The following is a 25,307-nucleotide window of genomic DNA, read 5'->3' on the forward strand; positions in this document are numbered from 1 at the left end:
CGGACGTGGAGCTACGGTTTCAAGCTCGGGGACCGCGAGCGCGCCGCGGGGCGCTTGCGTGAAGCAGCCAAAGCCTACCGCCATCGGTGCGCGACGATCCGGCTCTGCCCTCGGCGACGGCTGTGGCAAGCGCCCGTGCGCTTCGGCTACGTAAGGCGCGTTCTCGCAGACGCGCGCGACGGTGAGGAGGTGGTGGGGGCCGATCGCGACGGCGGTGAAATGGCCGCCGCCGGGAGCGAAGGCGAGCCAAATCGCCGCTTCGACGGCGGGCTACGGGGAGGGGGCCACCATGGGCGCGAGTGTACCGGAAGCGGGCGCCGGAGAGGTAGGAAGTGGTGGACGGGCAGGAAGCTTCCGTGGGAGCGGGAGCGGGCCGGATCACCTCCGCGGCGCGACGAACCTCCGCGCGGTCAGTCGGTCGGGAGCAACGCCAAGAGGTCGTCGATGCCGGCGAGGATCGTCCGGGCGCCGAGTTCTCCGGCGACCCGCTCTCCGACGCCGTCGGGGTCGCTGTCGACGCCGAGGATGTCTTGCCCCGCTCCCGGGTCACGCCCGACGCCGAGGTAGCCCTCGACGATCAGGTCGGCTCCGAGGAAGACCTGCACGGGACGAGACGCGTGAAAGGGCGAGGGCTTCGTGAGGTCGTGCTGCCAGAGGCGCCTGCGAAGCTCCCAGCGAAGGCGGAGGGGATGAACCGCCACGTTCTTTCCATGGCTGGCCTGGCCGGCCAGCGGCGTGATGAGCGCGTCGGCGCGGGCATCGCCTTCGGCCCGCTCGAGACTGCCGTCCTCGTGCACCCGTAGCCAGAGCCCCGGCCGTTTCTGCAGTCGCAAGAGGAGCGGGCTGCCCTGACGAGAGCGCGTGGCGATGTGCGACGCCGCCACGCTCGGTTCGAGCAAGGAATCGCCGAGGTCGTAGAGGAAAAGGTCGCCGTTCGAAGCACCGACCGCGAGGAGGCGGTCGTCCGGAGACAAACGCTGGCAGGAAAGGGTCGCCGCTGGCACCTCGCAGGGCAGCATCCCGAGCGCTCGCCCGCTGCGAAGCGAATGAAACATCACGGAAGCTTTGCCGACGCTCGCGACCCAGCGCTTGCTCCGGGCCATCGTCAGCAGCGGTTTGTCGCCATAGGGATATCCCAGGATTTCCGTGTCCCAGCAATGCACGTCGGAATCGAGGTCCCACTTGTAGAGGCGCGGCCGGACCGGATCGTCATCACGGTTGAGCGATGATTTCACGGCCACGGCGCATCGCTCGGGAGAGAGCACGAAGCCTTCCCCGAGGGCCACGTCTCGGTCTTCCTTGAACCGCGCGATCTCCGCGCCCGTCCGCGTGTCGAAGCCCACGAGATCCCACTCGAAGAAGCACCACAGCTCCTCGCCATCCCGGGCGAGCGACAAACTGCATTCGGGCTCGAAGGAGGGAATGTCCCGGAGGAGCGGCTTCGGGTCCTCGCCGGGGCGCCACGACCAGACGACGGTGTTGTCGTCGCCGAAGCCCGCCCAGTACACCCCGCCGCCCGGAGACACGCAAAGCGCCCGGGGATGGCGCATCATCTGGCGCGCGCGCGCGAGCTCCTCGCCGCTTTCAAGCGCGTATACACGAACGACCCGATCGTCGAACGTGGCGGCCAGCCGGTCCCCGGTCGGGAACAGGCAAGCCTGGTTGACGCCCTTCGCGATCTCGAGCTTCGATATGGTCCGCGCGGAATCGACGTCCCACACGCGAACCGTGGGGTCCTTCGACGCCGCCGAGACGAGCCGCGACGCGTCTCGGGTGAAGTCCGCGGCGAGGATGGGCGTGGAATGGCCGGTGAGCTTCGTGCCCGGTCTGTGAAGGTACTTCTTCATCGAAATCGCGTGGGATTGGGTGCGCACCCGCCTCTCGCGTCAAGCCCAAACCGCGGATCCGGCCCGCCGCGCTGCCCGCGCTGCTCAATCCCAGACGAGCGGCAGGCTCGTGACCGCCAGGTTGAAGCCACCCGTGAACCGCGGCGGCGCCTGGGGGTCGAGCCGGAACGGCGGAACGCGCTTCAACCACTCCTGGTAGAACACCTTCATCTCCAGGCGGGCCAGATTCAGACCGACGCACCGGTGCGGGCCCGTGTTGAACGTCATGTGTTGCTCGGTCCGGCCCATGATGAACTGCTCGGGGTTCGGGAACGCCGCGTCGTCGTAGTTGGCCGCCGGCAGGAGCAACAAGAGCGCGTCGCCTTGCTTGAGGTTCACGCCGTGACAAACCACGTCACGCGTCACCCGCCGGGGCGTGCACGCGACGCCATAGAGACGCAAGAGCTCCTCGATGGCTCCCGGCAGGAGGCTCGGGTCGGCCCGGAGCTTCGCCTGCAATTCCTGATCACGCGCCAGGTGCCGGACGCCGAAGCTCAGGGCATTCACCACGGTGTCGAGCCCCCCGAGGAACAGGGTGATGCTGTAGCCCAACATCTCCGGGAACGTGGGGTTGCGGCCCTGGATGTTCGCGTCGAGCAGCCGGCTGATCAGGTCATCCTCGCGTTTCTCCTGCCGGGCCTTGATGGACTCCGCCAGGATCCCCGCAATTTGTTTGAAGATCCCCTCGCGGGTCGCGTGATCCACCGCGGCGGACGTGGCCTGCGTGGCGAGCTCACGGAACTCGGCGAGGCGGTTGGTCGGCATGCCGGCCAGCTTCATGAACAGCGTGACGGGCAGCGGCTCGGCGATGTCCGAGAGGAAATCGCAGCGTCCCGCGTCGAGCACCTTGTCGATGAGCTCGTTCGTCATGGTCCGAATCGCCGTCTCGAGCCCGGCGACGGATTTGGCCGCCAGCGGCTGGTTGAGCGGTGCGCGGTACGCCGTGTGCTGCGGCGGATCCACCGCAATGGGCAGCATCATGAAGGCCGGCTTCGGCGCCTCGTGTTCGCCTCCATGTGCCTCCGAGGCACCGAAGAGGGCGTTGCTATAGACCTCCGGGTTCATCGTGATGTCCACGATGGCCTGCTTCCGGGTCACGAACCAATGCCCCCCATTGTGGGGAGAGAAAAAGATGGGCGGGGCCTCGAGGATGAGGGAGCGCATCCGGGCGTGCGGATCCTCGAGCATCCGCGGATCTTTGGTGCTGTCGTATTCGTAGACCAGCTCCGGGGGGACGTGCGCGGGAATCGTGTCCAATTTCTGTCCGCTGAACGGGGGCATGTTCGAACCTCTTTCGGGGGTTGGAGAAAAAAGGAGGCGGCCTACCAGGTTCTCAATCGCTCGTCTGCGAGACGGGCAGACGGACCACGAGACCATCGAGCGCGGGCGTCACCTTGAGCTGACAGGTCAGACGGCTATTGGGCCGGACGTGATAGGCGCACGCGATCATTCCCTCTTCCGCCGCATCGGGCGGGGGGACCTCCTTCAGCCAGGCCTCGTCGACGTAGCCGTGGCAGGTCGCGCAGCTGGCGAAACCTCCGCACTCGGCGACGATTCCGGGCACGAGGTTGTCCATCGCCGCCTGCATGACGGATTGTCCCTCCTCTGCCTCGACCTCGTACTCCTTCCCATCCGCCTCGATGAATTTGATCTTCGGCATCATGTCCTCCTGGATTTGGGTGATGGATTGTCTTCAAGCGGCGAGGCTCGCGAGCGGGACGGCCGCGTCGCCCAGGCGGGTGACTTCCACCTGCGCCCGGCTCGAAACCAGCCGTTTCGCGGCCATGAAATCCGCGGGGCGGCCGATGACGTCCGCGGCGATGACGCGTTTGTCCTTGAGATAAAACGCCGAGAATTCCTTGCCCCCGGCGGAGCCTCGCGTGATGCATTGCTCGTAGCCGGCGGAGAGCCCCACCATCTGCAGCTTCAAGCCGTACTGGTCCGACCAGAACCAGGGAATGGCGGCATAAGGCTCCCGCTTGCCCATCAGGGTGGCGGCCGCGACGCGTGCGTGCTCGATGGCATTGGGCACGGACTCGAGCCGGATACGTCCGCCCATGTAGGCGCTGGGCTGATTCGCGCAATCCCCGATGGCGAGGATGGCCGGATCGGCCGAACATGCGTATTCGTCGACGACAATGCCGTCGTCGACGGCCAGGCCTGCCCCGGAGGCGAGCTCCGTGTTCGGGACGAGGCCGATTCCCACCAGCACGAGATCCGCATCGAGCCGCTCGGGCACGCCGTGACGAGCGACGTGGACGCCGCGCACCTTTTGCCGCGCCTCGTCGAGCTCGAGGCCCCGCGCCTCGCAGGAGAGCCGGAACTCCACGCCTCGCTCGTGGTGAAGCTCTTCGATGAACGTGGACACCTCCGGACCCGTCACGCGGGAAAGCAGGCGCGGCGCCGCCTCCAGCACCGTCACCTGCAACCCGAGCTGCACGGCCACAGCCGCGACCTCGAGCCCGATGTAGCCGCCGCCGATGATGAGGAGCCGGTTGCCCGCGACGAACTTCGCGCGCATCGTCTCGATATCGGAGATCGATCGCACCGAGAACAGGTTCTCGAGCTCTGCCGTCTCCATTCCGGGAAGGCTCAAGCGACGCGCCCGGCCGCCCGTGGCCAGAACGAGTTTGTCATAGCCGAGCCGGCTCCCATCCTGCAGGGAGAGCTCCCGCGCGGAGCGATCGATGGCCTCGACGCGCGTGCCGAGCCTGAGCTCGATGTCGAAGCGTTCATAGGTCGAAAGCGGTTTCAGGTAGAGGTCGCTCAGCGCCACCTTTCCCTGCAAAAATCCTTTCGAGAGCGGGGGGCGCTGGTAGGGCGGATGCGGCTCGTCTCCCAGCAGGACGATACGCCCTTGATGGCCCTGCTTTCGTAATCCAGCCGCAAGCTCGCCACCGGCCTGGCCGGCTCCCACGATGACGATGCGCTCTTCCATGACCGCGACGCTCCTCTCTCCGTGCGCCCGGGATTCCGGGGATTCCGCTCGATGCTCCGATCACCTTCGAATGCAGCCGCTCAGAGGCTCCCCGCGAGCGTGCGCAGGTGACCACGCATGCGCTGTTTGGCTTGCTCTTCGACCTGCCGAACGCGCTCCTTGCTCACGCCGAACGCCGCCCCGAGCTCCGCCAATGTCGCGGGTTCGTCCGACATGATGCGGCGTTCGAGCACCTGCTGCTCCCGGGGCGAGAGCTCCGAAAGCGCGGACTTCACGGCGCGCGTGATCTGCGCGCGCTCGTCGGCCCGACAAACCTCCGCCTCGGGCGAGAGCGCGCTGTCCGCAGGACCGTCGCTCTGGGCCCCGGTGTCGATCGGCGCGTCGGGCCCCGCGAGGAGCGGGATCAATTCGTGGGCGCGCTGCTCGGACAAACCCGTCCTCGCGGCGAGCGTCGCCGCATCCCTCACGAATGCCCGGCGGAAGAAGCGCACCGCGCGCCGCTCCGCCTTCGACGTGCCCAGGCGCACGATCCGGTAGTTCCGCGTCACGTAATCGCGGATCTCCGCGCGGATCCAGTAATTCGCGAACGTCGCGAGCCGATATCCGCGCGTCGGATCGAAGCGCTGGGCCGCCTGGAGCAGGCCGATGTTGCCCTGCTGCACGAGGTCCTCGAACGGCGCGCCCCACTGCCGATATTCGCGGGCGATCGTCATCACGTACGACAGGCACGCCTCGATGAGCAGCCGCCCGGCCTCACGATCGCCCGCTTTCCAGCGGATCGCGAGCTCCCGCTCGACCTCCGCGGAGAGGATTCGCCGCCTCGCGATCTCCGCGCGGTACATCGACAACGCGTCGGGTTGTGCGTTCAATGCCCTGCCTCCACCTTGACCCCTTGCTGCGGTTTTCCGAGCAGCATCACCAGGGGCAAAAACAGCACGATGAGCATGCCCGCGAGCCAGAACGTGTCCGCGAACGACATGATCGAGCCCTGCTGCGCCACCGTCCCGGAGAGCAGCGAAAGTGCGCGCTGCTTGGCCTCCGCCGCCGACGCGCCTTTGGCCATCATCGCGCCCGTCAGCATGTTGACCCGCTCGATCGTCACGGGATCGTTCGACACGAGCTTTTCCGCGACCACGGCCATGTGAAACGCCTGCCGCCGGGTCAGCATCATCGAGAGCAGCGCGACGCCGACGCTGCCCCCGAGCATGCGCGTCAAATTGAAGAACCCCGTCGCCGAGGCGACGTCCTTGCGGGGAATGGGGCCGAGCGAGGCCATCGAAAGCGGCAAGAACATGAACACGGTGCCCAGGGAGCGCACGATGAGCGGCCAGAAGAGATCGTCGCCGCTCGTCATCGGGTTCATCGTGGAGAACATCACGAGCGAGCTCGCCAGGATGAGCGCCCCGATCACCAGCATGAGCCGCGGATCCATCTTGCGCGCGAGCCTCCCCGCGAATTGCATCATCACCGCCGTGGCCAGCGCGCCGGGCAGCATCATGAGGCCCGTCTGTTGCGACGTGTAACGCAGGATCGATTGCGCGAAGATCGGCACGGCGAAGAGCCCGCCGTACAGGGCCATGCCCACGACCACCGAGAGGATGCTGCCTGCCCATAACGAGCGGTACCGGAGCACGCGCAGGTCCACGACGGGCTCGTCCGAGGCGAGCGCGCGACGCACGAAGAGCACGAGCGACACGATCGACGTGACGCACAGGACGACGATCATCGGATCATCGAACCAGTCGTGGGAGTTTCCCTCCTCGAGGAACGTCTGCAGGCAACCGAGCCCGAGGGCCAGCATGGCAATGGAGGCCCAGTCGATGCTCTTCGGAGGCGTTTGATGCGGCTCGTCGGGCGGGAGCGCCGAGAGGCAGAGGATCACGGCGAGCACGCCGAGCGGCAGGTTGATGAAGAAGATCCACCGCCAGCCGATGTTCGTCACGATGTACCCGCCCAGCGTGGGGCCGATCGCGGGGCCCGCGATGACGATGGCCCCGAAGAACGATTGCGCCGTGGCCTGCTCCTCCTTGGGGAACGTCTCGAAGAGGATCGACTGCGCCTTGGCCATGAGGCCGCCGCCCGTGATCCCCTGCAAAACACGAGCGATGACCAGCATCGGCAGGCTCGTCGCGAGCCCGCACATGATCGAGGCGATCGTGAAGCCCACGAGCGAGAAGAGGAAATAATTTTTCTTGCCAAACCTGTGCCCGAGCCACGCGGCGAGGGGCAGGATGATGACGTTCGCGACGGCGTAACTCGACACGATCCAGCTCGCCTGGCTGAGCGACGCGCCGAGCGAGGTCTGCATGTCGGCGAGCCCGACGTTGACGATGCTCGTGTCGATCACCTCGAGCAGCGCGCCAATGGCCACCGCGATGGCCACGGCCCACTTGTTGTTCTTGGGCGCGGCGGCGGTGAGCGCGGGCGTTGCAACAGCGAGCTGGGCCACGACGAACCTCCTATCCGCGGGTATCGATGGACAGCTCGACGCTCATGCCCGGCCGGAGCACGAGGCCCTGCGGCACGTCACGCAATTTCACGCGTACCGGCACGCGCTGCACCACTTTCGTGTAGTTGCCGCTCGCGTTGTCCGGCGGCAGCAGCGTGAAGCGCGAGCCGGTCGCGCCGGACAAACTCTCGAGCTCGCCGTGCAATGTGACGCCGGGCAGAGCGTCGACCACCATTCGCGCCGGCTGGCCCGCGTGCATCTTCGCGACCTGGGTCTCCTTGAAGTTCGCCGTGACCCAAAGGAGCGGCGTCACGAGCTGCACGATGGCCTGCCCCGCCGCGACCTGTTGCCCCACGGCAATCGTCTTCTTCGAGGCCACGCCGTCCGCGGGGGCCACGATGCGCGTGTACGAAAGCTCGAGCTTCGCGAGATCACGCGTCGCCTTGGCGATGGCCACCTGCGCGCGCGCCGTCTTGGCCCGCGCATGCGCTTGCGCCACGAGCGCGTCGACGTTGCTCGATTGCTTCAGTTTTGCCGAGGCTTCCGTCGTGCGGCTCTGCGCCACGGCGATGTTTGCCCGCAGCGTCGCGAGCCGCGCCTTCGCCGCCTCCAGGTTCGCCTGCGCCACGGCGAAGCTCGTCTCCTCCTTTTCGAACGAGGCTTGCGGAAGCGCGCCCTGCTCGAGCAGCTTGCGGTTGCGGTTGAGATCGGCCTCGGCTTGCTTGAAGGCCGTCTCCGCGGACTTGACCGACGCCTCGGCCTCCTTGCGCTGATCGGCCGCCGACACCACGCCGCCCTGCGCCGTCTGCAGCGACGCCTCCGCGACGGACTTGTTGCCGAGGGCGTTGATCTCGGCCACGCGCGCGTCGGCTTCGGCCGCCTCGGCCGCCGCCTCGGCGGCTTCCACGTTTGCCTCGGCTTGCGCGAGCTTCGCCTTGGCGCTCTCGTCGTCGAGCACGGCCAGCGTATCGCCGGCCTTGACCGCTTGGTTCTCGGTGAAGAGCACCTGCGCGATCGTCCCGCCCGTGCGCGCCGGGACCGCGATCACCTCGCCGTCCACCTGCGCGTTGTCCGTGCTCTCCAGGGTGCGGTGCGTCCACCCGTACCCCCCTCCGCCGAGGACGGCGACGAACAGCAGGACGAACAGGAGCGCGCGCCCTTTGCTCTTCGGCTTTGCGGAGGCGCCCGCAGCAGCGCTTCCCTGCACGGCAGGGGCTTGGGGAACGACGTCGGAAGGGGATGTCGCGGTGCTCATGCGTGACCCTCAAGGCAACTTGTTGTTGCCATAGTACCCATCTGTGAGTGCATGGCAACAACAAGTTGCCTTTGTGGCGGAACAGCGCGAAAGTTCTGGAGGAACCGTTCGGTAGACTCAGCCCATGCGTCACGACAGCACCCCCCCGCCCGCTCAACGAACCCGTCGAACCGAGGGCACCCGCGTCCGTGGACGCGCGGAGCGCGTGGTGTCGGCCGTGCTGACCGCGACGCACGAGGAGCTCGGGCGTGTGGGCTACGGCGCGCTGCGCATCGAGGATGTCGCGGCGCGCTCAGGGGTGAACAAGACGACGATCTACCGGCGCTGGCCGACGAAGGCGGAGCTCGTCGCAGCATCCATGCGTGCGGCCGCCGAGGAGGAGGAGTTCCTCGATACGGGCACGCTGCGCGGGGATCTCCTGACCGTGGTGATGAGGACCGTGCGGACGTGCCAGACGCCCACGGGCCGGGGCATCGTGCGGATGATGCAGATGGAGCGCGCGGATCCGGAGGTCGAGGCCCTCTCGAGGATCCTGCGCGATCAACGCCGGCGGCGTAACACGGCCTTGCTCGAGCGCGGCATCGCGCGCGGCGAATTGCCCGCGGGCGTGAATACGGAGCTCATCATCGACCTGATCTTCGGGGGGATCTATACGCGCCTCATCCATCGCGGCGAGGACGTCAGCGAGGACTACGCCGCCGCGGCCATCGACACCGTGATCGCGGGCGCATGCGCAGGTGCGGCGCGCCTTTCGAACGAGTCACAGCAGCAGAAGTAGCCAGAGAGGACGATATGACCACGTCATCGAACGAAACGAGCGCAGAGCACGCGGGCAAACCGGACACGAAGGAAGTGCCCGTGCTGGAGTCCGTGGTGCTCGACCGATCCGATCCCGAATTTCTCGCCCGATCTCCCGAGATCTACGCGGAGGCGCGGGCCAAGGGGCCCGTCGTGCGCGCCCGTCATTATCCCTTCCCCCGAGACGAAGAAGAGCGCAAGAGCGTCGCTTCGGGCCATCGCCCGGTCGGCGACGTGCTCTTCGTGAGCCATTACCAAGAGGCGGCGGGCGCGCTGCTCGACGATCGCCTCGCTTCCGACCCCTACGCGCGGATGACGCCGGAGCAGCGGGCGCACATGCCGCCGGTGCCGGAGGAGCTCCGGCCCATCGTTTACTCGCTCCTCATGCTCGATCCGCCCGACCACACGCGGCTGCGCAAGCTGGTCCAGCCGAGCTTCAATGCCCGCGTGATGGAGGCGCTCCGGCCCCGCATCCAGCGCCTCACCGACGATCTGCTCGACAAAGCCGAGCGAGAAGCCGCCGCGCGCGGCGAGTCGGGGCCAGAGCGGCGGATGGATCTGATCAAGGCATTCGCGTTCCCGCTGCCGGTGACGGTGATCAGCGACATGCTCGGTATCCCGGAGGAGGATCGCGAGACCGTCAGTCGCCTGGGGGAGCTCCGCATCGAAAACCGGGACCCCGTGGCCATGCAGGAGACGCGCAAGCAGCTCGTGCAGTTCAGCCACTACCTCGTCGAGCTGTTCGAGCGGAAGCGGCGCGCGCCGGCGGACGACATGATAAGCCAGATGATCCAGGCCCAGGAGGACGGCGACAAGCTCAATGACAGAGAGCTGCTCTCGATGGTGTTCCTCCTCTATTTGGCCGGGCACGTGACGACGGTGAACCTCATCGGCAACGGGGTCGTCGCGCTCTTGACCCACCCTGAGCAGCATGCCCGCTTCAAGGCGGATCCGGCGGGCCTCGCCAAAGGCGTCGTCGAGGAGACGCTCCGGTACTGGGGGCCGGTCGATTACCTGGGCGCCGTGCGCACCGCCAAGGAGGACATGGAGATCGCCGGGGTGTCGATCCCGAAGGGAGGGCAGGTGATGCTCGGCCTCGGCTCGGCCAATCGGGATCCCGCGCAATTCGATCATCCCGAGACGTACGATATCTCGCGCGCCGATGCCCACCGTCACATCGCCTTCGGCAAAGGCATTCACCTCTGCCTCGGCGCGCCGCTCGCGCGCATCGAGGGGCAGATCGCCTTCGAGACGCTGTTCCGACGTTTCCCCGATCTACGCCTCGCCGTACCGGCCGAGACGCTGCGCTGGGGCGGCGCCGCGGGGCTCCGCGGGTTCCGGGAGCTGCCGGTGCTGTTCTAGTCCTACGCCGCCTGCGCGGATGGAGCCGCCGGAAACCACAGCCGGAAGGTCGAGCCCTGGCCCTGCGCGCTCTCCACGGCAATGGTGCCGCCGTGCGCCTCCATCAGCCCCTTCGTGATGTAGAGACCCAGGCCGAGCCCCGTGTTTTTCTCGCGCGCTCGCTGGGCCTGAGAGAAACGGTCGAACAGCCTGCCTAAATCCGCCGCCGAGATACCCGGGCCGCGATCCTCGACCGAGAGCCCCGCGCCTCCTGCCTCCGGTCGGATGGTCACCCGGATCGGCGCGCCGGCGCCCGAGTACTTGGCGGCGTTGTCGAGCAGGTTCGTGAGGATCTGCGCCAGCCGGGCCGGGTCCACGAAAACCTCGGGCACACAGTCCTCCACATGAAGGGTCACCGGGTGCTGTCCGAGGGTCGGCTCGATTTCTGCGAGCAGCGAACGCGTCGCCTCCTCCAGCGACACGGGCAGGCGATCGAGAGATAGCCGCCTGAGCTCGATGCGAGAGACGTCGAGCAGGTCCTGCGTCATGCGCGAGATCCGGCTGCCGATTCGACGCAAACGTTGGAGTTGCTGCACCGATACGACGACCGAATCGTTCTCGGGTTTTGCGAGCAGCGCGTCCAGAATCAGCGTCATGGCCGCGACGGGGTTGCGGAGATCATGAGCGATGACGGCGGCGAACTCGTCTCGCAGGCGGTCCATTTCGCGATGGGCCTCCTGCGTGCTCTCGAATTGCTGGGCGTAGGCGATGGCCAGCGCCGATTGCGCGGCGAAGAGCCGGACCATACGCTCGTCCTCCTCCGTGAACTCGACGCCGCCGTCCTTGTCGCAAAGGTAGAAGTTTCCGAACACCTTTTGCCCGATGAGCAGCGGGACGCCCAGGAAAGACGTCATCGCGGGGTGATGCGCGGGGAAGCCGACCGACCGCGGATCGGCGTGGATATCCGCCACCCGGCTGGGCCGCGGTTCGTTGATGAGCGCGCGCAAAAGCCCTCGGCCCTCGGGTAAACTGCCGATGTCGCGGGCGACCTTTTCGGAGACGCCCACGTAAACAAAGTCGGAAAGGCCGGTGCCCTTGGCGTCGAGCACTCCCAGGGCGCCATAACGGGCGCGGGTCAGCTCGCAGGCCTGCTCCACCAGGCGGCGCAGCAGCTCGCGCAGGGGTATGGCGGCCTCGATGGCCATGGCCACGTCGCGGAGCAAGCGCAACCGGCGGGCCTCGCGGCGTTCGGCATCGCGCTGCCGGGCTTGCCGCAGCCCGAGAGCACAGGCGCCCGCCACGCCCCGGAGCAAGCGGCGCTCGATCGGGCTGAGCTTCCCCGGCTGCCGCCGCGCGAGCCCCAGCACCCCGACCAGCTCGCCCCCTGCGTTCAGGGGGAACGCCGAGACCGCGTGGAGCCCGAGCTCGAGCAGGCGCAGGGTGCCGCGGAAGGTGCCCTCCGGCAGATCCTCGATGCGCGCGATCTCCTGGATGTCGCCGGTCTCGGCTGCCAGCCCCGCGACGGTGGTCGCCAGGTTCAGATTGTAATCTTGCGCGAATGCCGCGGGAACCCCGACCGAGGCGACCAGCCTGAGACGTTCACCGCCCTCGGTGGCGATGAGAAACACGGCATCGGAGCGAACGGCGGCGGCCACCTCGTCGAGCAGCCCATGGGCCAGGGCCGAGGGTTCGTCCGCGCTGAGAAGCGCGGCGCCGATGCTGGCCACGAGGTCGGCGAGCCGGATCGCGAAGGGCTCGTCGGCGACGTTTTCGAACGCGAGCAGCGCCTCGCCGGCCGCCGCGCGGCAGCGCACCAGGAGCAGGAGACGGCGGGCGGTCTGTTGATCGTACCAGACCTCCTCGTCGCTGAAGGACTCGCCGCGAAGGGCACGCCGCCACGGCAACTCTTTCTCGGGGAGGACCGCCCGGCTGCCGAGCCGGGATACCTCGAAGCGCTCCGACAGCCGTTCCGGGGTCGGTGACTCCATCTCCAGGAGCTCGCTCAAGGACGCGCTCGCCAGGACCTCACCCGTGCTGGTCAGCCTCATCATTGGCCAGGGGAGCAAGGACTCCACGATCATGCAGCAGCTCTTGGTACGCCCGAGGGCAACCGTCGAGGCGTGAAACTCACCGCCCGCTCGATGCGCGCGGAGGAGCCGTGGGCGCGATTCGCAAGCCGAGCTTCCCGAGGGCGCGCGCGAGCCCGGCTGCGAGGCTGCTCCGCGTCGACAAACCCGAAAGATCCACGCCGAGCGCGAGGACGGTCCGTGCGACCGCGGGCGAGAGCCCGACGAGGACGAGCTCGGCGCCGAGCAGCCTCGTGGCCTTTGCGGTATTGAGGACGTGTTCTGCCGTCGCCGCGTCGAACACCCCGACGCCCGAGATATCGACGATCACCACCCGGGCCTGCTCCGCGACGATGCTATCGAGGAGCTTTTCGGTGAGCGCCTGCGCGCGATTCTCGTCGACGATCCCGACGAGCGGCACGACGAGAATCCCCTCGTGGACGGTCGCGATGGGCGTCGAGGCTTGACGGATCTGCTCGAGCAGCTGCGTCTTGTCCGCGTAGGCCGCCTGGAGCTCGTCGAGCTGCGCTTTCATTTGCCGCACCTCGATTTCGACGGTCTGTTCCTGGAACACCCGCTCGCGCTGGACCAGGAGATACATCGGGCCGGAGAGCGCGACCTGGAAAAGCCATGATTCGACGAGGCCCCTGCTTTTCGCATCCACGTCGGGGGCCTCTGCCATCGCCGCGAGCAGGGCGCTGCGCAGCGAGGTCGTGAGCAGGCGCAGATCGTAATGTCCGAGCCCTTTCGGAGCGAGGTCCTCGATCAAGCTACCGAGGACGTCGCGTCCCTCCCCGTCGCCCTCGGCCGCGAGGTCCTTGCGGAGGGCCGTGAGGAGGCGCGACACGGCATCGCGCGTCGCGTCCGGGCCGATGGCCCGGAAGATCGTGCCAGCGCGCGAAACGAGGCGCGACGACAGATCCTGCGTGAGCGCGTCGGCCGAGCGATCGAGCCGTGCGAGCAAGGTGGCGCTCATCGTGGTCCCTCGCGTCGATCACCAGCTCACGCGGTAAATGCAGGAGGGCGCGCCGTGCTCCATGCACCCCGTCGCGCCGTGCTCGACGAGGGGACGTGCGCCGACGCGGCTGCAGCAGCCCTGGATGATGCCGATGTTGAGCGCGCAAGGACCCGCCGCCGTCCAGTCGAGCGTGGCGCTGCGGTCGTCGTCGAACGTGCACGTGATCCCGCCGATGCTCGGCCCGCGCGCATTCAGGCGGTATGCCGCGTCGAGGCCCGACAGCATGCTGCGGACGTCGTCGAGGCCCGGCGGGAACACGGCCGCCTCGATCATCTTCTTGCCGACCGCGAGGATGGCGCTCGGCCCGATCCGCGCGACGACCTCGCCGTAGACGACGTTGCAGCCCCAATGAAGATCGTACCAGCGGTCGGGCTCGATGCGGTCGACGCCGCAGCTCTTCAGGATCTTCTCGACGAGCGCTTCCGAATGGCCGAGCGCAAGCAGGAGCGACTGCAGAGCAGCGCCCCGGTATTCCCCCTCGTACTTGTTCATGTGACTCCCCCCGGGATGCCGCGTGGCGCCCCTTCATTCCCCCCGGCGCCATCCTATCCCGGTGGGCGGAGTTCTCAAAGGCCCAAACGGGCGCGCGCCTTCACGGCTTCGTCGGGAAAATCGCTGAACACCCCGTCGATGCCGAGGCGGTAGAAGACCTCGTACTCGGCCGCCGGGGTCGCGCCGTAGTCTTCGGCGAGGAACATTCCTTCGCTACGGAAAGTCCACGTATGGACGAACAGGCCTTTCGCGTGCGCGCGCGTGACGAGATCCGTCGGCGCGAGCGCCTTTCGATCCGCGTCGTCCACGGTCCCGTCGCCATTGACGTCGTCCGCTTCGCCGTCGCCGTTCGCGTCGACGCCCTCCACGGACACGATGTACCGCTTCCACGGCGACACACCGTCCGCGTATGTCGCGACGAACGTGAGCCCCTCATCGGTGAGCAGATCGGCGAACGTACGCGGATCGTTCTGCTTCGCGAAATCGTACGGTTTGTCGTGAGGCGGCGCGAGCTTGATTTTCCCGTCGAGCGCGACGCCGTCCGCGTCGACGAGCTGCACGAGCGGGAGCGACGTCTTTTGCCGCAGGTATTGCAGATTTCCGACCTCGAACGACTGGATGATCACCTTCGCGCCTTCGCCCGTGAGCCCGGCCTGCTCGAGCGCCGCGAGGAGTTTGTCCTCGAGCGGCAGGCCGAGGTCCGCGTGGTAGGTCGGGTGCTTCGTCTCCGGGTAGATGCCGATCACGCGCCCGGTTTCCTCCGACTTCTGCTTGGCGAGCGCGATGATTTCTTCGAGTGTCGGGATCTCGTACTTGCCATTGTGCTCCTGCGGCCTGTAGCTCCGCGGCTGGACGGCGCGGAGCTGCTTGATCTCCGCCAAGGTGAAATCGCTCGCGAAAAACCCTTCGACGGGGGCGCCGTCGACGGTTTTCGTCGTCTTCCGATCCGCGAACTCGGGCTTCGACCCGACGTCGGTCGTCGTCGAGATTTCGGGCTCGTGGCGGGCGATGAGGTGACCGTCCTTCGTGGCCACGAGGTCCGGCTCGATGAAATCGGCGCCTTGCTCGATGGCGAGCGTGTAGCTCGCGAGCGTGTGCTCGGGCAGGTACCCGGAGGCCCCGCGATGGCCGGTGACGAGCGGTTCCTTGCCGTTCAACGTCTTCCAGACCTCGGGCGGGGTCGCATCCGGACCCCCGCTGCTCGTCCCATTGCCGCAGCCGACCAGGAAGGCCAAAAGGAGCACGCCGAGGACGGCCGTCCTCGCTTCGACGCAATTCGTTTTCATGAGAATCCTCGCCGTGGATTGCAGGCGGCGGAGCGCCGCCGCGCCGATGGTCTCGCGATGCGGGGGCGATGGCAAGGCGCTTCACGCCGAAGTCACGGTGGCTTCGCGAGCGCGACGCGGAGAGCCTGCGCGCTTCAGGAACGCCTGAGCGGCGTCAAGCCGCCAGCGCTACATCCATCTCGGGCAAGAGCCGCCCGTGCGTCGCCCGATACAGACGCACCGTGGTCTCCCCATCCACCACGGCTTCCGCACCAAAAACACGCGGCGATGCGCCCGCCCGGATCGATCGATTCTCTGATCGATGCGCATGTCCATGCGCCACGTAGAGCCGCTCGCAGCGCGCGAGCAGCGTGTCCATCGCCTCGTGCGCCTGCAATCCGTCGACCCAGTGCCATGCCGCGATCGCGTGCCGCCCCGGAGGATGATGTTGCGCCGAGAGGACCACCTTCCAGGTGAAATGAGGATCCTCCGCGAGCTTGCCGAGCCGCTCGAGGGTGTCCTGCTCGATGAGGCCACTCGATCGCGTCACGGGCAAGGGCACGGCGGTCGATACGGGTACGATCAACGCGTCCCGGAGCTCGGTCATGGCGCCTCGCCGGCTCGTCGTTGCATAGGCGCGGAGGGGGCCTTCGAGGGCACGCGCGAAGGCCCGCCCATCGTCGTAGAGATCGTGATTGCCGGGGACGAGCGTCACACGCTCCGGCGAGAGCTTGCTTTCGGCGAGCACCTCCGAAAGCACCTCGAACTGCGCCGACACGCCATCCTCGGTGAGGTCCCCCGTCACGATCACGTGATCCGCGTCCGTCATGCGCGCGCGTACGAGCGCGTCCAGCGCGCGCTCGCGCCGCCGACGCGCGCAGGGCGATCGACCGAACGTCAAATAACGCAGCCTCCACCGCTCCATACCGCTGCGGCTGTCGTGGCGATCTTCCAGCAAATGCAGATCCGTCACATGAGCAATCCGCGTCATGGCGCGCGAGCATGCACGGCCAAGTTGACATTCCTGCGACGGCCACGAAAAACCTCGGCGAAAGCTCCGTCGCCGATTGTCACACGAGCAGACACCGGAATGTGACGAACGACCGCTAGCGTGCCCTCCCGAGGTGAAACGATGAAGAGCACACTGGTGGCGCTCCTCGCGGGGGGAGCCCTCTCGTCGATCGGGATGACCGTGGCCTCGCAATGGGCCGCGCTGCGGATTCTGGGTCGGGTCCCATCCGGGGAACGGCCGACGCCGCCGATCACGATCCTGAAACCGCTGAAGGGCGTGGACGATGGGCTACTGGACAACCTGCTCTCCTTCGCGTCCCAGGAATACCCCACATACGAAGTCCTGCTCGGCGCGGAAGACGCGGAGGACCCGGCGCTCGCCGCGGCGCGCGAGGTGATGGCGCGTGTTCCCCATGCGCCGTTCCGGATCATCCATTGCCCGCGCCGGACGGGCATGAATCCCAAGGTCAGCATCCTCGAAGCGCTCGCGGCCCGCGCGCGCCACGAGCACGTCCTCATCTCGGATTCGAACGTGCGTGTGGGGCCGGGCTATTTGACCGCGATGGCTGCCGAGCTCGCGGATCCACGCGTCGGCCTCGTGACGAGCATCATCGTGGGCACGGCGGAACGAACCCTCGGGGCCGCGCTCGAGAACTTGCACCTCAACTCGTTCATCGTGCGCTCGACGCTCGCGGCGAACGTCTTCATCGGGCACGCGTGCGTCATCGGGAAATCGATGCTCTTGCGGCTCGGTGATCTCGCCGCGGTGGGCGGGTTCGCCTCGGTGCGCGACGTACTCGCCGAGGATTATCTGCTCGGAAAAGCGTTCCAGGAGGCGGGCTTTCGCGTCGCCGTGTCGACGGAGCCGGTGCGCACCGTGAACGAGCGCTGGCGCCTCGATCGGTTCGTGAGTCGGCATGTCCGCTGGACCCAAATGCGAAGGCGCGTGCACCTCGGTTCATATCTGGTCGAGCCGCTCTTCAATCCCGTCCCGCTTCTCCTCTTGCTTTCCATCGTGGCCGGCGGCGCGCTCGCGTGGACCGCGCTGCTCGGCGTCGCGCTGAAGGTCGCCCTGGATGCGGCGCTCTGGTCACGAATGCGTGGCGAGGGTATGTCATGGCGGTGTGCCTTCCTCGTGCCCTTCAAGGATGTGCTGGCCACGTGGACGTGGGTCGTCGGGGGACTTCGGCGCACGGTGGATTGGCGGGGCAACCGGATGCGTATCGGCGAGGGCACGCGGCTCGAACCGATCCACGGAGCTGTGAACGTGAGCGAGCAAGCGGAGGTCGCCACGATCGTCGATCAACGATGGGCCGCGTGATCCGCGTCGGTGTGGGGCGCCTGCCGTGGGCCCGAACCCCGACGAGCCTCGAATGAAACGGCCCTGCAACGATGGGGTGACAATCATGTGAAAGCCGGCCCAGGGCAGGGGGCTCGGGTTGAAGTTTCCGCGGTCGTTCATCTACCCTGAACAAACCACCGCAGAAGCTTGCCTGCGTACCCTGGACCTCGATGCGATCCTCCATTCTCCTTGCCCTCTCCTGCGCCCTCTGCGTCGCGCTCGCGGCCCCGTCCGCGCTCGCCGCCGGCCCGAAAAAGCAGCCCACCAAGGAGGAAATGCAGGAAGCGCAGCGTCGCTACCAGCGTGGTCGCGAGCTTTACGAGGACAACGACTTCACGGCCGCGCTCGTCGAGATCCGCCGCGCGTACGAGCTCGCGCCGAGCTACAAGCTCCTCTTCGACATCGGGCAGATCTGTTATCAGCTCCCGGATTATCCCTGCGCGCTTCGCAGCTTCAAGCAATACCTCGAGGAGGGCGGCGGGGAGATCAACCCGCAGCGCCGCGCCGAGGTCGAGAACGACGTCCGCAAGCTCGAAGGCCGCGTCGCGACGCTCAAGATCACCACGCGTCGGCCAGGCGCCGAGATCCTCGTGGATGACGTGGTCGTCGGCAAGACCCCGCTCGACGCGCCCGTCATCGTCGGCGCAGGTAAACGCAAGGTGACGGCGCGCGTCGAGGGCGCCGAGCCGGTGACCCGGGTGATTGAAGTGGCCGGCACTGACGTCGTCGATGTCGCGCTCGACGTGGGCGGCGGGAGCACCGCGGCCGCACCTTCATCGGGCGACGGGACGTCCGCGCCGGGCTCGGGTGAGCCGGGTGGGGACAAGGGCGCGGGGCGCAAAGTGCCTGTCGTCCCCTGGATCATCACGGGCGCGCTCGCTGTCGGCACGGGTATCGTCGGAGGCCTCGCGCTCCGCGCCAGCTCCGATTACCGGAGCCAGCTCGACACGTTTGGCACGACGCGCCCCACGCTCGACGAGTCGTATGGCAACATGAGAAACCTCGCCATTGCGACCGACGTCTTGCTCGGCGCCACGGCGGTCGCGGGCGTGACTTCGTTGATCCTCACGCTCACGGCCGGGCCGAGTGGTCCCAAAAAGGCCGGGCTCGTCCCTGTCCACGTCGGCGTGGGCCCAGGCAATGTGTGGATCAAGGGCACCTTCTGATCGAAGCTCGTACGGGACGAACATGAAAGAGACCAAGGTCCAATCGCCGCATCGTCGCGGTCAGCCTCCCGCCTTTGGCTGGCTCCTCGTGGCTCTCGCGTTTCTGGCCATGGCGGGACTCGCGGGCGCCTGCAACCTCATCGTCGAGGGCGCGACGGATCAGTGCACCACGGACGCCGATTGCAGCAAATTCGGCAATGGCTCCGTCTGCCAGGAGGGCGTGTGCGTCCTGCCCGGCGGCTCGAGCTCGAGCAGCGGCTCGGGCGGCTCGGGCGGCGGGGAGGCGTGTTTCTCCGGCGAGCCGACGAACGACGAGCAGTATCTCAACAAATGCACGGACGCCACGTGCGTCGATTTCGACAATTGCGCCCGTCTCGGGCTCTGCAACGGCGCCGCGTTGCCCCCGCTCGTCGAGCCAACCCCCGTTCCTTGAGTCTTCCCGAGGCATGGTCATGAACGAGATCCGATTCCCCAGCACGAAGACGATGCGTCATCTCGGGGCCGCGCTCGCCCTCGGCCTCGCGGCGACACTCGTGGCGGAGGGCGCATCCGCCGTTCCCACGAAAAACTGCTTCGACTCCGTCGAGCGACCCAAGGTCGTCTACGTCGCCGGATCGAGCGCGGTGAGCGGCTTCCTCGGCGTCATTCAGGGTATCCTCGCGGCCGAGGGGTCGCCGTATACGATCGTGTATCAGTCGCAGGGCTCCTGCACGGGCGTCTCGGCGGTGTATTCCGAGGACCCCGCCGCGCGGCTCATCAAGGACATCCCGGCCGCCGGCGGCAAACCCGCGAACTATGCCAGATTCTACAACGCCGACGGCACGACCGAGGAGTGCTTCCTCGATCCAGCTGGCAACACCGTCGACGTCGGCGTCTCCGACGTGTACGCCAACACCTGCGATTTCCCCACGGCGCCCGCTGGTGTGCAAATCGCCGATTATCAGGGCCCGATCCAGCCGATGACCTTCGTGGTCCCGGCCCTCTCGACGCAAAAATCGATCAGCGCGGAGGCGGCGTACATGATCTTCGGCACGGGCGGCCACATGGGCGCCGCCGCGCCGTGGACGGATCCCACCTATTATTTCGTTCGAAATGCGAGCTCCGGCACGCAGCAGATGATCGCGCGTGCCATCAACGTGCCTGCCGACAAATGGTGGGGCAAGGATCGCGGCGGATCGAGCGCGGTTCGCGACGGACTCAAGATCCTCCTCGACGCCTCCCTCGCCGAGCAGGCGATTGGCATCCTCTCGACGGACGTCGCGGACGATGCCCGCTCCGATCTGCGCGTCCTCGCATTCAAAGCGTTCGGGCAGAATTGCGGATATTACCCGGATTCGACGCCGTTCCTCTTCGACAAACGGAACGTGCGCGACGGGCATTACCCGATCTGGGGCCCCCTTCATTTCTACACCCGCGTCAGCGCGGGCATTCCCACGGAGCAGGCGGGCGTGCTCGTCACCCGCTTCGCCGCGCCCAAGCTCTCGAATGCGCTCGTCGAGGCGATCACGAAGAAGCACCTCGTCCCCAAGTGCGCGATGCGCGTCGACCGGTCCGCGGAGATGGGCCCGCTGAAGACGTACACGACCGACTCGCGCTGCGATTGCTACTTCGAGGAGATCGTCAACGGAAAGACGAGCTGCCAGGCGTGCACGCAGTCCTCGGAATGCCCCGCGAGCGCCCCCGCCTGCAGCTACGGTTATTGCGAAATGCCGTGATCGCCCCCGCTCGGCTCGATCACCAGGGACTCTGGCCGTCGCCGAGCGCGCGCTTCTTCCCCGTCGTCGTGGCCGTCGGCGCAGCCGTATTGAACGGATCTCCATCCCCGAGCTTCCGCTTGGCGCGTGTGCTGGTTGTCGCGGTGGACGCGGGCGCCGGCGGCGGCGTGGGCGTCGCCGCCGGCTCTTCGGACGGCTTTTCGCCCGTCGCCGTATTGTTTGCCTGAGCTGCGCCGCTCTTCGGCTCCAGCACGAGTTCGATCTTCGCGTCCTTGTCGAAGGTGACGATCTGCGCGGCCGATCGATGATCCCGCGCCTCCGCATGGACGCGGTGGCTCGCTCCATCCGCGGGGAACTTGCCGGTGAACGGGTTCGTCGGCAGATGCGCGCCGTCGAGGAAGAGCTCCGCTTGTGCCGGGATCGCGCGCACCTTGATCTCCACCATCGCCGTCCCTTCGGGCGCGTTTGTCGTGGCAATCGATGCCGTTCCGACGGGCGCGGCCGACGGCGCCGGTTGCGGAGCCGCTTCCGCTTGCGTGCTCTCGGCCAACGGCGCCGCCGCATTCGGGGCCGGCGTCCTCGACTTCATGAACGCGAACGCGCCGATCGCCGCGGCCAGGACGATCGCGGCGCCAATGATCATGCTCCCTCGGTTCGACACGGGGGCCGCCGCCACCTGCATGGTCGTTTCTGGCGGCGCCCCGGGGGGCAAGCTGCTCGGGCCTGGAATACGCGCGTTCGATCCCGTCGCGCCCTTCGGATTCGATCCCGAGCCGTTCATGCTGTGCCGCCCGGAGCCTCCGAGGTTCGGGATACTCAGCGAATCGGGGGCCGCGTCGGGCGGGCCCGCGACGTCGGGGATCGCCAGCCTTTCCCCCGATTGTTGCGCCTTCAGCTTGCTGATCTGCTGGTCGATCACCCTCCGGATGTCGGCCCGTTTGTCCCCGAACGCGCCCGTCACGTAACGACCCACGTCCTCGCTCGAGACGCGCAGGCCGGCTCGATCCAGATACGCGAGGATGTCGGCGCGCATCTCGGACGCCGTCGCGTATCTATCGGCCGGATCTCGGGCCATCGCCTTGGCGCAGATCCGATCGATCTCCTCGGGCGCGTTTGGCTCCACGTCGTGGACGCGGGGATATTCTCCCGTCGCGAGCCTGTGGAGCACCTCGATGTCCGTGGCCTTGTCCCAGAGCTTGCGGCCCGCGGCGATTTCCCAGAGCACGATTCCGAGCACGAAGACGTCGGCGCGCCGATCGAGCGGCTTGCACCGCGCCTGCTCGGGCGCCATGTAGCCGACTTTGCCCTTGACGATGCCGGCGCGTGTCTCGCCCGAGCGCACTTCGGACTTCGCAATGCCGAAATCGAGGATCTTCGTGTGCCCGTCGTACGTCACGAGGACGTTGTGCGGGCTCGCGTCGCGATGGACGATGTGGAGGGGCGTGCCGTCGTAGTCGGTGAGCTCGTGCGCGTAATGCAGGCCCGCGAGCGCGTCCGCCACGATACGATAGAGCAGCCCGGGCGGAGGCGGGTCCTTCTTCGCACGATTGATGATGCGGTTGAACGGCTGGCCCTCGAGGTACTCCATGGCCATGAAGTATTCCCCGTCGGACTCGCTCACCTCGAAGGTCTGCACGACGTTCGGGTGGTTCAGCCGCGCCGCGAGCCGCGCCTCGTCGAGGAACATCTCGACGTGATCGGGATCCTCGACGTAATCGCGCCGGAGCCGCTTCACGACCTGCAGCTTGTTGAAGCCGGCCGGGCCGGGGACGACCGCGAGGTAAACGTCCGCCATTCCGCCGTGACCGAGGCTCGCGATGAACCTGTACTTGCCTATGCTCGAATCGCCGTCGTGATGGGGCAGGGGCGGGGCAGCAGACACGGCGTCATGATCCGCTCGTTCCGGTGACGAAGCAAGCACGATCCCGTGTTTCGCGTTTTTCTTCGCGCTTGCAAACGTGACGAGTGTCACGCCGTGAAAATCGTGGCGCGCGGCGTCGATGTGGTTGTCACACAATCGTAACGAGAACGTCGACAACGTGAAACTTGCGTATGCGTCACGCAATCGTGACAGGCTCCACGCCGCTCCGCAACGGAGACGCGTCACCCTCGCGCGCGACCGTTCCAAGAGGAACGAATCAAGCGAGGTGCTTGCGAATGAAACGAAGGATTGCTGGAGCCGGGCCGCGCCATGTCTTCATGTTCGCGAGCGCCGGTGTGCTGCTCGCCGCAGCGCTCGGGGCCTGCGGGAGCGACGGGAAAGACGGGGCGAATGGTCGGGATGGCCTCGACGGGCAGGACGGGGCGCAAGGGCCGCAGGGCGAAACGGGCCAACAAGGGGAGCAGGGGCCGCAGGGTGATCCCGGGGCGCCCGGGGAGCCGGGGACCCAAGGGCCCGAGGGCAATCCCGGGGCGCCCGGGGAACCCGGTCCGCAGGGACCCGCGGGAGAGCCGGGGATCACGTGGCCGGACCCTTCGCGGCCGCTCTCCGGAATGGTCGCGCTTGCGTTCATGGATGACCTCGGCACGGGCGCGGCGGATCTCGGCCAGTACGTGCGGACGCGCGTGGATCAAGTCGCGAAGGGCACCTTGCCGCCCGGCGTGCAGTTTCCGTTGGCCAATGCGGCGACCGACAGCGTGCGCGCCATTGCGGGCCTCTCGGGCAACGTGGTCGCGACCTGGCTCGATCCCCTCACGTTCGATCAGAGTCACACCGCGCCGCGGTTTGGCGCGAACAACGACTACGTCGCGTTCTTCGGGGACGGCTGGGACGCCGCGGCCGGCGCGGCGCCGCAATGGAACGGCAGCGGGGCCTCCGGCTGGATGTGGGTCAACCACGAATACATCTCGAACACCGCCCCGACGGCGACGACGGCTCCGGTGGGGCAACACCTCACGCTCGCGACCTATCTCCGGTCCATGGGCGTCCTCGAGAATGACGTCACCTCGAACGAATGGTCGGACGCGAGCCGCTCGACGTACGTGCAGGAGGCGAAGCGGCAGAACGGCGGCTCGTGGTTCCACGTGGTGCAGGATCCGGCTTCGGGCGAATGGGAAGTTGATCGCGGTGCGAAGGCGGTGCGGTACGACGCGACGAGCCATACCCTCTTGCGCATCACGGGCATCACGGCGGTCGCCGACGATCACGACGATCAGGGCAATGCATTGCCCTCCGGTGTCGTCAGCGGCATCATGGGAGATTGCTCCGGAGGACAAACGCCCTGGGGCACCGTGATCACCGCGGAGGAGAACGTCCAGGATTTTTATGGTGATCTCGAGGCCTTCTGGACCAGCGAGCAGAAGCTCGTCCTCGGGGCCGGAGCCGATCCGGGGGGGCCGATCACGTTCGAGACGAAGGCAAGCCCGACGAGCGAATATGGGATGTCGCCGGATCCGCTGACGCACCACGCGCGGGATCTGTATGGATACCTCGTGGAGATCGATCCCGGGCAGCCGGAAGGCGAATACGAGGGCAAGACCACGAAAGGCGTGGGGCACAAGAAGCTCGGCGCGATGGGGCGCGCGCGCTGGGAAAACGCGACGTTCGCGGTCGACGCACAGTGGAAGCTCGTGCCGAACCAGCGCATCGTCGTCTATGCCGGGGACGATCGACGGAGCGGCCGCATCTTCAAGTTTGTCTCCAAGAACCCGTACACGGCCGGCATGACGAGGGCGGAGACACGCGCGCTGCTCGACGAGGGCTCGCTTTACGTCGCGCATTTCGCCGGCCTCGACAGCACCACCGGCATCACGATGCTCGCCACGGGGCAGGCGCCGACGGAGTCGCAGCCGGGCACGGGGCAATGGATCCTCCTCAGCACCACGAGCACGGCAATCGCGCCGAACGCGGCCGCGCTGGGCGAGCCCGGCAAGACTGTGGGCGCCGCCCTGATGGACATCGACTACAATGGCCTCGGCGGCTTCCTGAGCGACGACGACGTGCGCCGCGCGCTCTTCACGGCCTGCGCGAAGGTCGGCATCATGGAGCTGAACCGGCCCGAGGACGTCGAATACAACCCGAAGGATCCGAGCGGCACGCCTCGGCTCTACGTGGCCTTCACGAACCACGGCCGCAAGACGCAGCTCGATCAGCAAGGCAAGCTCATTGCGCCCGCGGAGCACGACGCGACCTCGCCGAAGCGCCCCGACGCGCTCGGAAACGTCTTCGCATTCCAGGAGGCGAATCCGGCCGATCCGGGCGCGTCGACGTCCTTCACGTTCTTCCGTGTCTGGGCGGGCACGAAGGCCGCAGGACCGTACGACGCGGCAAACCCGGACAACCTCGTCATCGATCGGGACGGCGGCGTCTGGTTCGGCACGGATGGCAACTTCGGCACGAACAAGACCGCCGACGCCATTTATTTCCTCGACCTCGATCCGGCGCACGCAGCGGGGCAGCCCGGCGTCGTCTCGGCGACGTTTGGCAAGGCGTTCCGCGTCGTCGCCGTGCCGAGCGACGCGGAGGCCACCGGCCCGGCGCTCGGTCCGGACATGCGCACGCTTTTCGTGAGCGTGCAGCATCCCGGCGAGAGCGTATGGAGCGTCTGGCCGAACGGAGGGTAGAG

The 25,307-nt window shown here is 67.3% G+C and carries 20 protein-coding genes; 7 read left to right on the plus strand and 13 right to left on the minus strand.

Features of this window, described 5'->3' with window-relative positions; translation table 11 throughout:
- Positions 1-410: 410 nt before the first annotated feature.
- From KEG38_RS09010 to KEG38_RS09040, 7 genes are all read right to left on the minus strand, one after another.
- On the minus strand, positions 411-1,847 hold the full coding sequence (locus KEG38_RS09010; RefSeq protein WP_272418706.1) for a WD40 repeat domain-containing protein: 1,437 nt from the start codon (positions 1,845-1,847) through the stop codon (positions 411-413).
- A gap of 84 nt (positions 1,848-1,931) precedes the next feature.
- The gene (locus KEG38_RS09015; RefSeq protein WP_272418707.1) at positions 1,932-3,167 is read right to left on the minus strand and encodes a cytochrome P450; all 1,236 of its coding nucleotides are present in this window, start codon (positions 3,165-3,167) and stop codon (positions 1,932-1,934) included.
- Positions 3,168-3,219: 52 nt separating this feature from the next.
- A complete protein-coding gene (locus KEG38_RS09020; RefSeq protein WP_272418708.1) occupies positions 3,220-3,546 on the minus strand; it encodes a 2Fe-2S iron-sulfur cluster-binding protein in 327 nt (108 codons plus the stop codon).
- Positions 3,547-3,579: 33 nt separating this feature from the next.
- On the minus strand, positions 3,580-4,824 hold the full coding sequence (locus KEG38_RS09025) for an NAD(P)/FAD-dependent oxidoreductase (protein WP_272418709.1): 1,245 nt from the start codon (positions 4,822-4,824) through the stop codon (positions 3,580-3,582).
- A gap of 80 nt (positions 4,825-4,904) precedes the next feature.
- Positions 4,905-5,693, minus strand: a complete 789-nt coding sequence (locus KEG38_RS09030) for a sigma-70 family RNA polymerase sigma factor (protein WP_272418710.1) — start codon at positions 5,691-5,693, stop codon at positions 4,905-4,907.
- Entirely contained in the window at positions 5,690-7,273 is a 1,584-nt protein-coding gene (locus tag KEG38_RS09035; RefSeq protein ID WP_272418711.1) for a DHA2 family efflux MFS transporter permease subunit, read from the minus strand. Before KEG38_RS09035 ends, KEG38_RS09030 begins: the two co-directional genes overlap by 4 nt.
- Positions 7,274-7,283: 10 nt before the next feature.
- The gene (locus KEG38_RS09040) at positions 7,284-8,528 is read right to left on the minus strand and encodes an HlyD family secretion protein (protein ID WP_272418712.1); all 1,245 of its coding nucleotides are present in this window, start codon (positions 8,526-8,528) and stop codon (positions 7,284-7,286) included.
- 208 nt (positions 8,529-8,736) lie between these two features.
- Between KEG38_RS09040 and KEG38_RS09045 the strand changes: the two genes are divergently transcribed.
- Together KEG38_RS09045 and KEG38_RS09050 are read left to right on the plus strand one after the other, a co-directional pair.
- A complete protein-coding gene (locus tag KEG38_RS09045; RefSeq protein ID WP_272418713.1) occupies positions 8,737-9,306 on the plus strand; it encodes a TetR/AcrR family transcriptional regulator in 570 nt (189 codons plus the stop codon).
- A gap of 14 nt (positions 9,307-9,320) precedes the next feature.
- Positions 9,321-10,688 (plus strand): cytochrome P450 family protein, encoded by a 1,368-nt coding sequence (locus tag KEG38_RS09050; protein ID WP_272418714.1) that lies wholly within the window; start codon positions 9,321-9,323, stop codon positions 10,686-10,688.
- 2 nt (positions 10,689-10,690) lie between these two features.
- Here the strand turns inward: KEG38_RS09050 and KEG38_RS09055 are convergent, their stop codons facing one another.
- The 5 genes from KEG38_RS09055 to KEG38_RS09075 form a co-directional block, all read right to left on the minus strand.
- Entirely contained in the window at positions 10,691-12,748 is a 2,058-nt protein-coding gene (locus KEG38_RS09055; RefSeq protein WP_272418715.1) for a sensor histidine kinase, read from the minus strand.
- A 46-nt stretch (positions 12,749-12,794) separates the two neighbouring features.
- A complete protein-coding gene (locus tag KEG38_RS09060; RefSeq protein WP_272418716.1) occupies positions 12,795-13,709 on the minus strand; it encodes an STAS domain-containing protein in 915 nt (304 codons plus the stop codon).
- A gap of 18 nt (positions 13,710-13,727) precedes the next feature.
- Positions 13,728-14,243 carry a hypothetical protein gene (locus tag KEG38_RS09065; protein WP_272418717.1) on the minus strand — a complete coding sequence of 172 codons (516 nt, stop codon included), beginning with the start codon at positions 14,241-14,243 and terminating at the stop codon, positions 13,728-13,730.
- 74 nt (positions 14,244-14,317) lie between these two features.
- A complete protein-coding gene (locus tag KEG38_RS09070) occupies positions 14,318-15,529 on the minus strand; it encodes a glycerophosphodiester phosphodiesterase (RefSeq protein ID WP_272418719.1) in 1,212 nt (403 codons plus the stop codon).
- A 154-nt stretch (positions 15,530-15,683) separates the two neighbouring features.
- Positions 15,684-16,499: a metallophosphoesterase family protein gene (locus KEG38_RS09075; protein ID WP_272418720.1), complete on the minus strand. Its 816-nt coding sequence runs from the start codon at positions 16,497-16,499 to the stop codon at positions 15,684-15,686.
- Positions 16,500-16,640: 141 nt separating this feature from the next.
- On the opposite strand from KEG38_RS09075, the gene KEG38_RS09080 reads away from it, so the two are divergent.
- The 4 genes from KEG38_RS09080 to KEG38_RS09095 all read left to right on the plus strand — a co-directional run bounded on the left by KEG38_RS09080 (position 16,641) and on the right by KEG38_RS09095 (position 20,742).
- Positions 16,641-17,840 (plus strand): glycosyltransferase, encoded by a 1,200-nt coding sequence (locus tag KEG38_RS09080; RefSeq protein WP_272418721.1) that lies wholly within the window; start codon positions 16,641-16,643, stop codon positions 17,838-17,840.
- 191 nt (positions 17,841-18,031) lie between these two features.
- Positions 18,032-19,027 carry a PEGA domain-containing protein gene (locus tag KEG38_RS09085; protein ID WP_272418722.1) on the plus strand — a complete coding sequence of 332 codons (996 nt, stop codon included), beginning with the start codon at positions 18,032-18,034 and terminating at the stop codon, positions 19,025-19,027.
- 22 nt (positions 19,028-19,049) lie between these two features.
- On the plus strand, positions 19,050-19,460 hold the full coding sequence (locus KEG38_RS09090; RefSeq protein WP_272418723.1) for a hypothetical protein: 411 nt from the start codon (positions 19,050-19,052) through the stop codon (positions 19,458-19,460).
- A 19-nt stretch (positions 19,461-19,479) separates the two neighbouring features.
- A complete protein-coding gene (locus tag KEG38_RS09095; RefSeq protein WP_272418724.1) occupies positions 19,480-20,742 on the plus strand; it encodes a type 2 periplasmic-binding domain-containing protein in 1,263 nt (420 codons plus the stop codon).
- A 19-nt stretch (positions 20,743-20,761) separates the two neighbouring features.
- On the opposite strand, the gene KEG38_RS09100 is transcribed toward KEG38_RS09095, so the two are convergent.
- Positions 20,762-22,780, minus strand: a complete 2,019-nt coding sequence (locus tag KEG38_RS09100; protein WP_272418725.1) for a serine/threonine protein kinase — start codon at positions 22,778-22,780, stop codon at positions 20,762-20,764.
- A gap of 119 nt (positions 22,781-22,899) precedes the next feature.
- Between KEG38_RS09100 and KEG38_RS09105 the strand changes: the two genes are divergently transcribed.
- Entirely contained in the window at positions 22,900-25,305 is a 2,406-nt protein-coding gene (locus KEG38_RS09105; RefSeq protein ID WP_272418726.1) for a PhoX family protein, read from the plus strand.
- The last annotated feature ends 2 nt before the right edge of the window (positions 25,306-25,307 follow it).

Source organism: Polyangium jinanense (genome assembly GCF_028435265.1).
Taxonomy (GTDB): Bacteria; Myxococcota_A; Polyangia; order Polyangiales; family Polyangiaceae; genus Polyangium; species Polyangium jinanense.

Coding starts and splice junctions, on each gene's coding strand:
- KEG38_RS09055 (WP_272418715.1), bottom strand. CDS start 12,748: ATGATCGTGGAGTCCTTGCTCCCCTGGCCAATGATGAGGCTGACCAGC.
- KEG38_RS09050 (WP_272418714.1), top strand. CDS start 9,321: ATGACCACGTCATCGAACGAAACGAGCGCAGAGCACGCGGGCAAACCG.
- KEG38_RS09090 (WP_272418723.1), top strand. CDS start 19,050: ATGAAAGAGACCAAGGTCCAATCGCCGCATCGTCGCGGTCAGCCTCCC.
- KEG38_RS09085 (WP_272418722.1), top strand. CDS start 18,032: ATGCGATCCTCCATTCTCCTTGCCCTCTCCTGCGCCCTCTGCGTCGCG.
- KEG38_RS09060 (WP_272418716.1), bottom strand. CDS start 13,709: ATGAGCGCCACCTTGCTCGCACGGCTCGATCGCTCGGCCGACGCGCTC.
- KEG38_RS09015 (WP_272418707.1), bottom strand. CDS start 3,167: ATGCCCCCGTTCAGCGGACAGAAATTGGACACGATTCCCGCGCACGTC.
- KEG38_RS09025 (WP_272418709.1), bottom strand. CDS start 4,824: ATGGAAGAGCGCATCGTCATCGTGGGAGCCGGCCAGGCCGGTGGCGAG.
- KEG38_RS09020 (WP_272418708.1), bottom strand. CDS start 3,546: ATGCCGAAGATCAAATTCATCGAGGCGGATGGGAAGGAGTACGAGGTC.
- KEG38_RS09040 (WP_272418712.1), bottom strand. CDS start 8,528: ATGAGCACCGCGACATCCCCTTCCGACGTCGTTCCCCAAGCCCCTGCC.
- KEG38_RS09105 (WP_272418726.1), top strand. CDS start 22,900: ATGAAACGAAGGATTGCTGGAGCCGGGCCGCGCCATGTCTTCATGTTC.
- KEG38_RS09075 (WP_272418720.1), bottom strand. CDS start 16,499: ATGACGCGGATTGCTCATGTGACGGATCTGCATTTGCTGGAAGATCGC.
- KEG38_RS09080 (WP_272418721.1), top strand. CDS start 16,641: ATGAAGAGCACACTGGTGGCGCTCCTCGCGGGGGGAGCCCTCTCGTCG.
- KEG38_RS09010 (WP_272418706.1), bottom strand. CDS start 1,847: ATGAAGAAGTACCTTCACAGACCGGGCACGAAGCTCACCGGCCATTCC.
- KEG38_RS09070 (WP_272418719.1), bottom strand. CDS start 15,529: ATGAAAACGAATTGCGTCGAAGCGAGGACGGCCGTCCTCGGCGTGCTC.
- KEG38_RS09065 (WP_272418717.1), bottom strand. CDS start 14,243: ATGAACAAGTACGAGGGGGAATACCGGGGCGCTGCTCTGCAGTCGCTC.
- KEG38_RS09095 (WP_272418724.1), top strand. CDS start 19,480: ATGAACGAGATCCGATTCCCCAGCACGAAGACGATGCGTCATCTCGGG.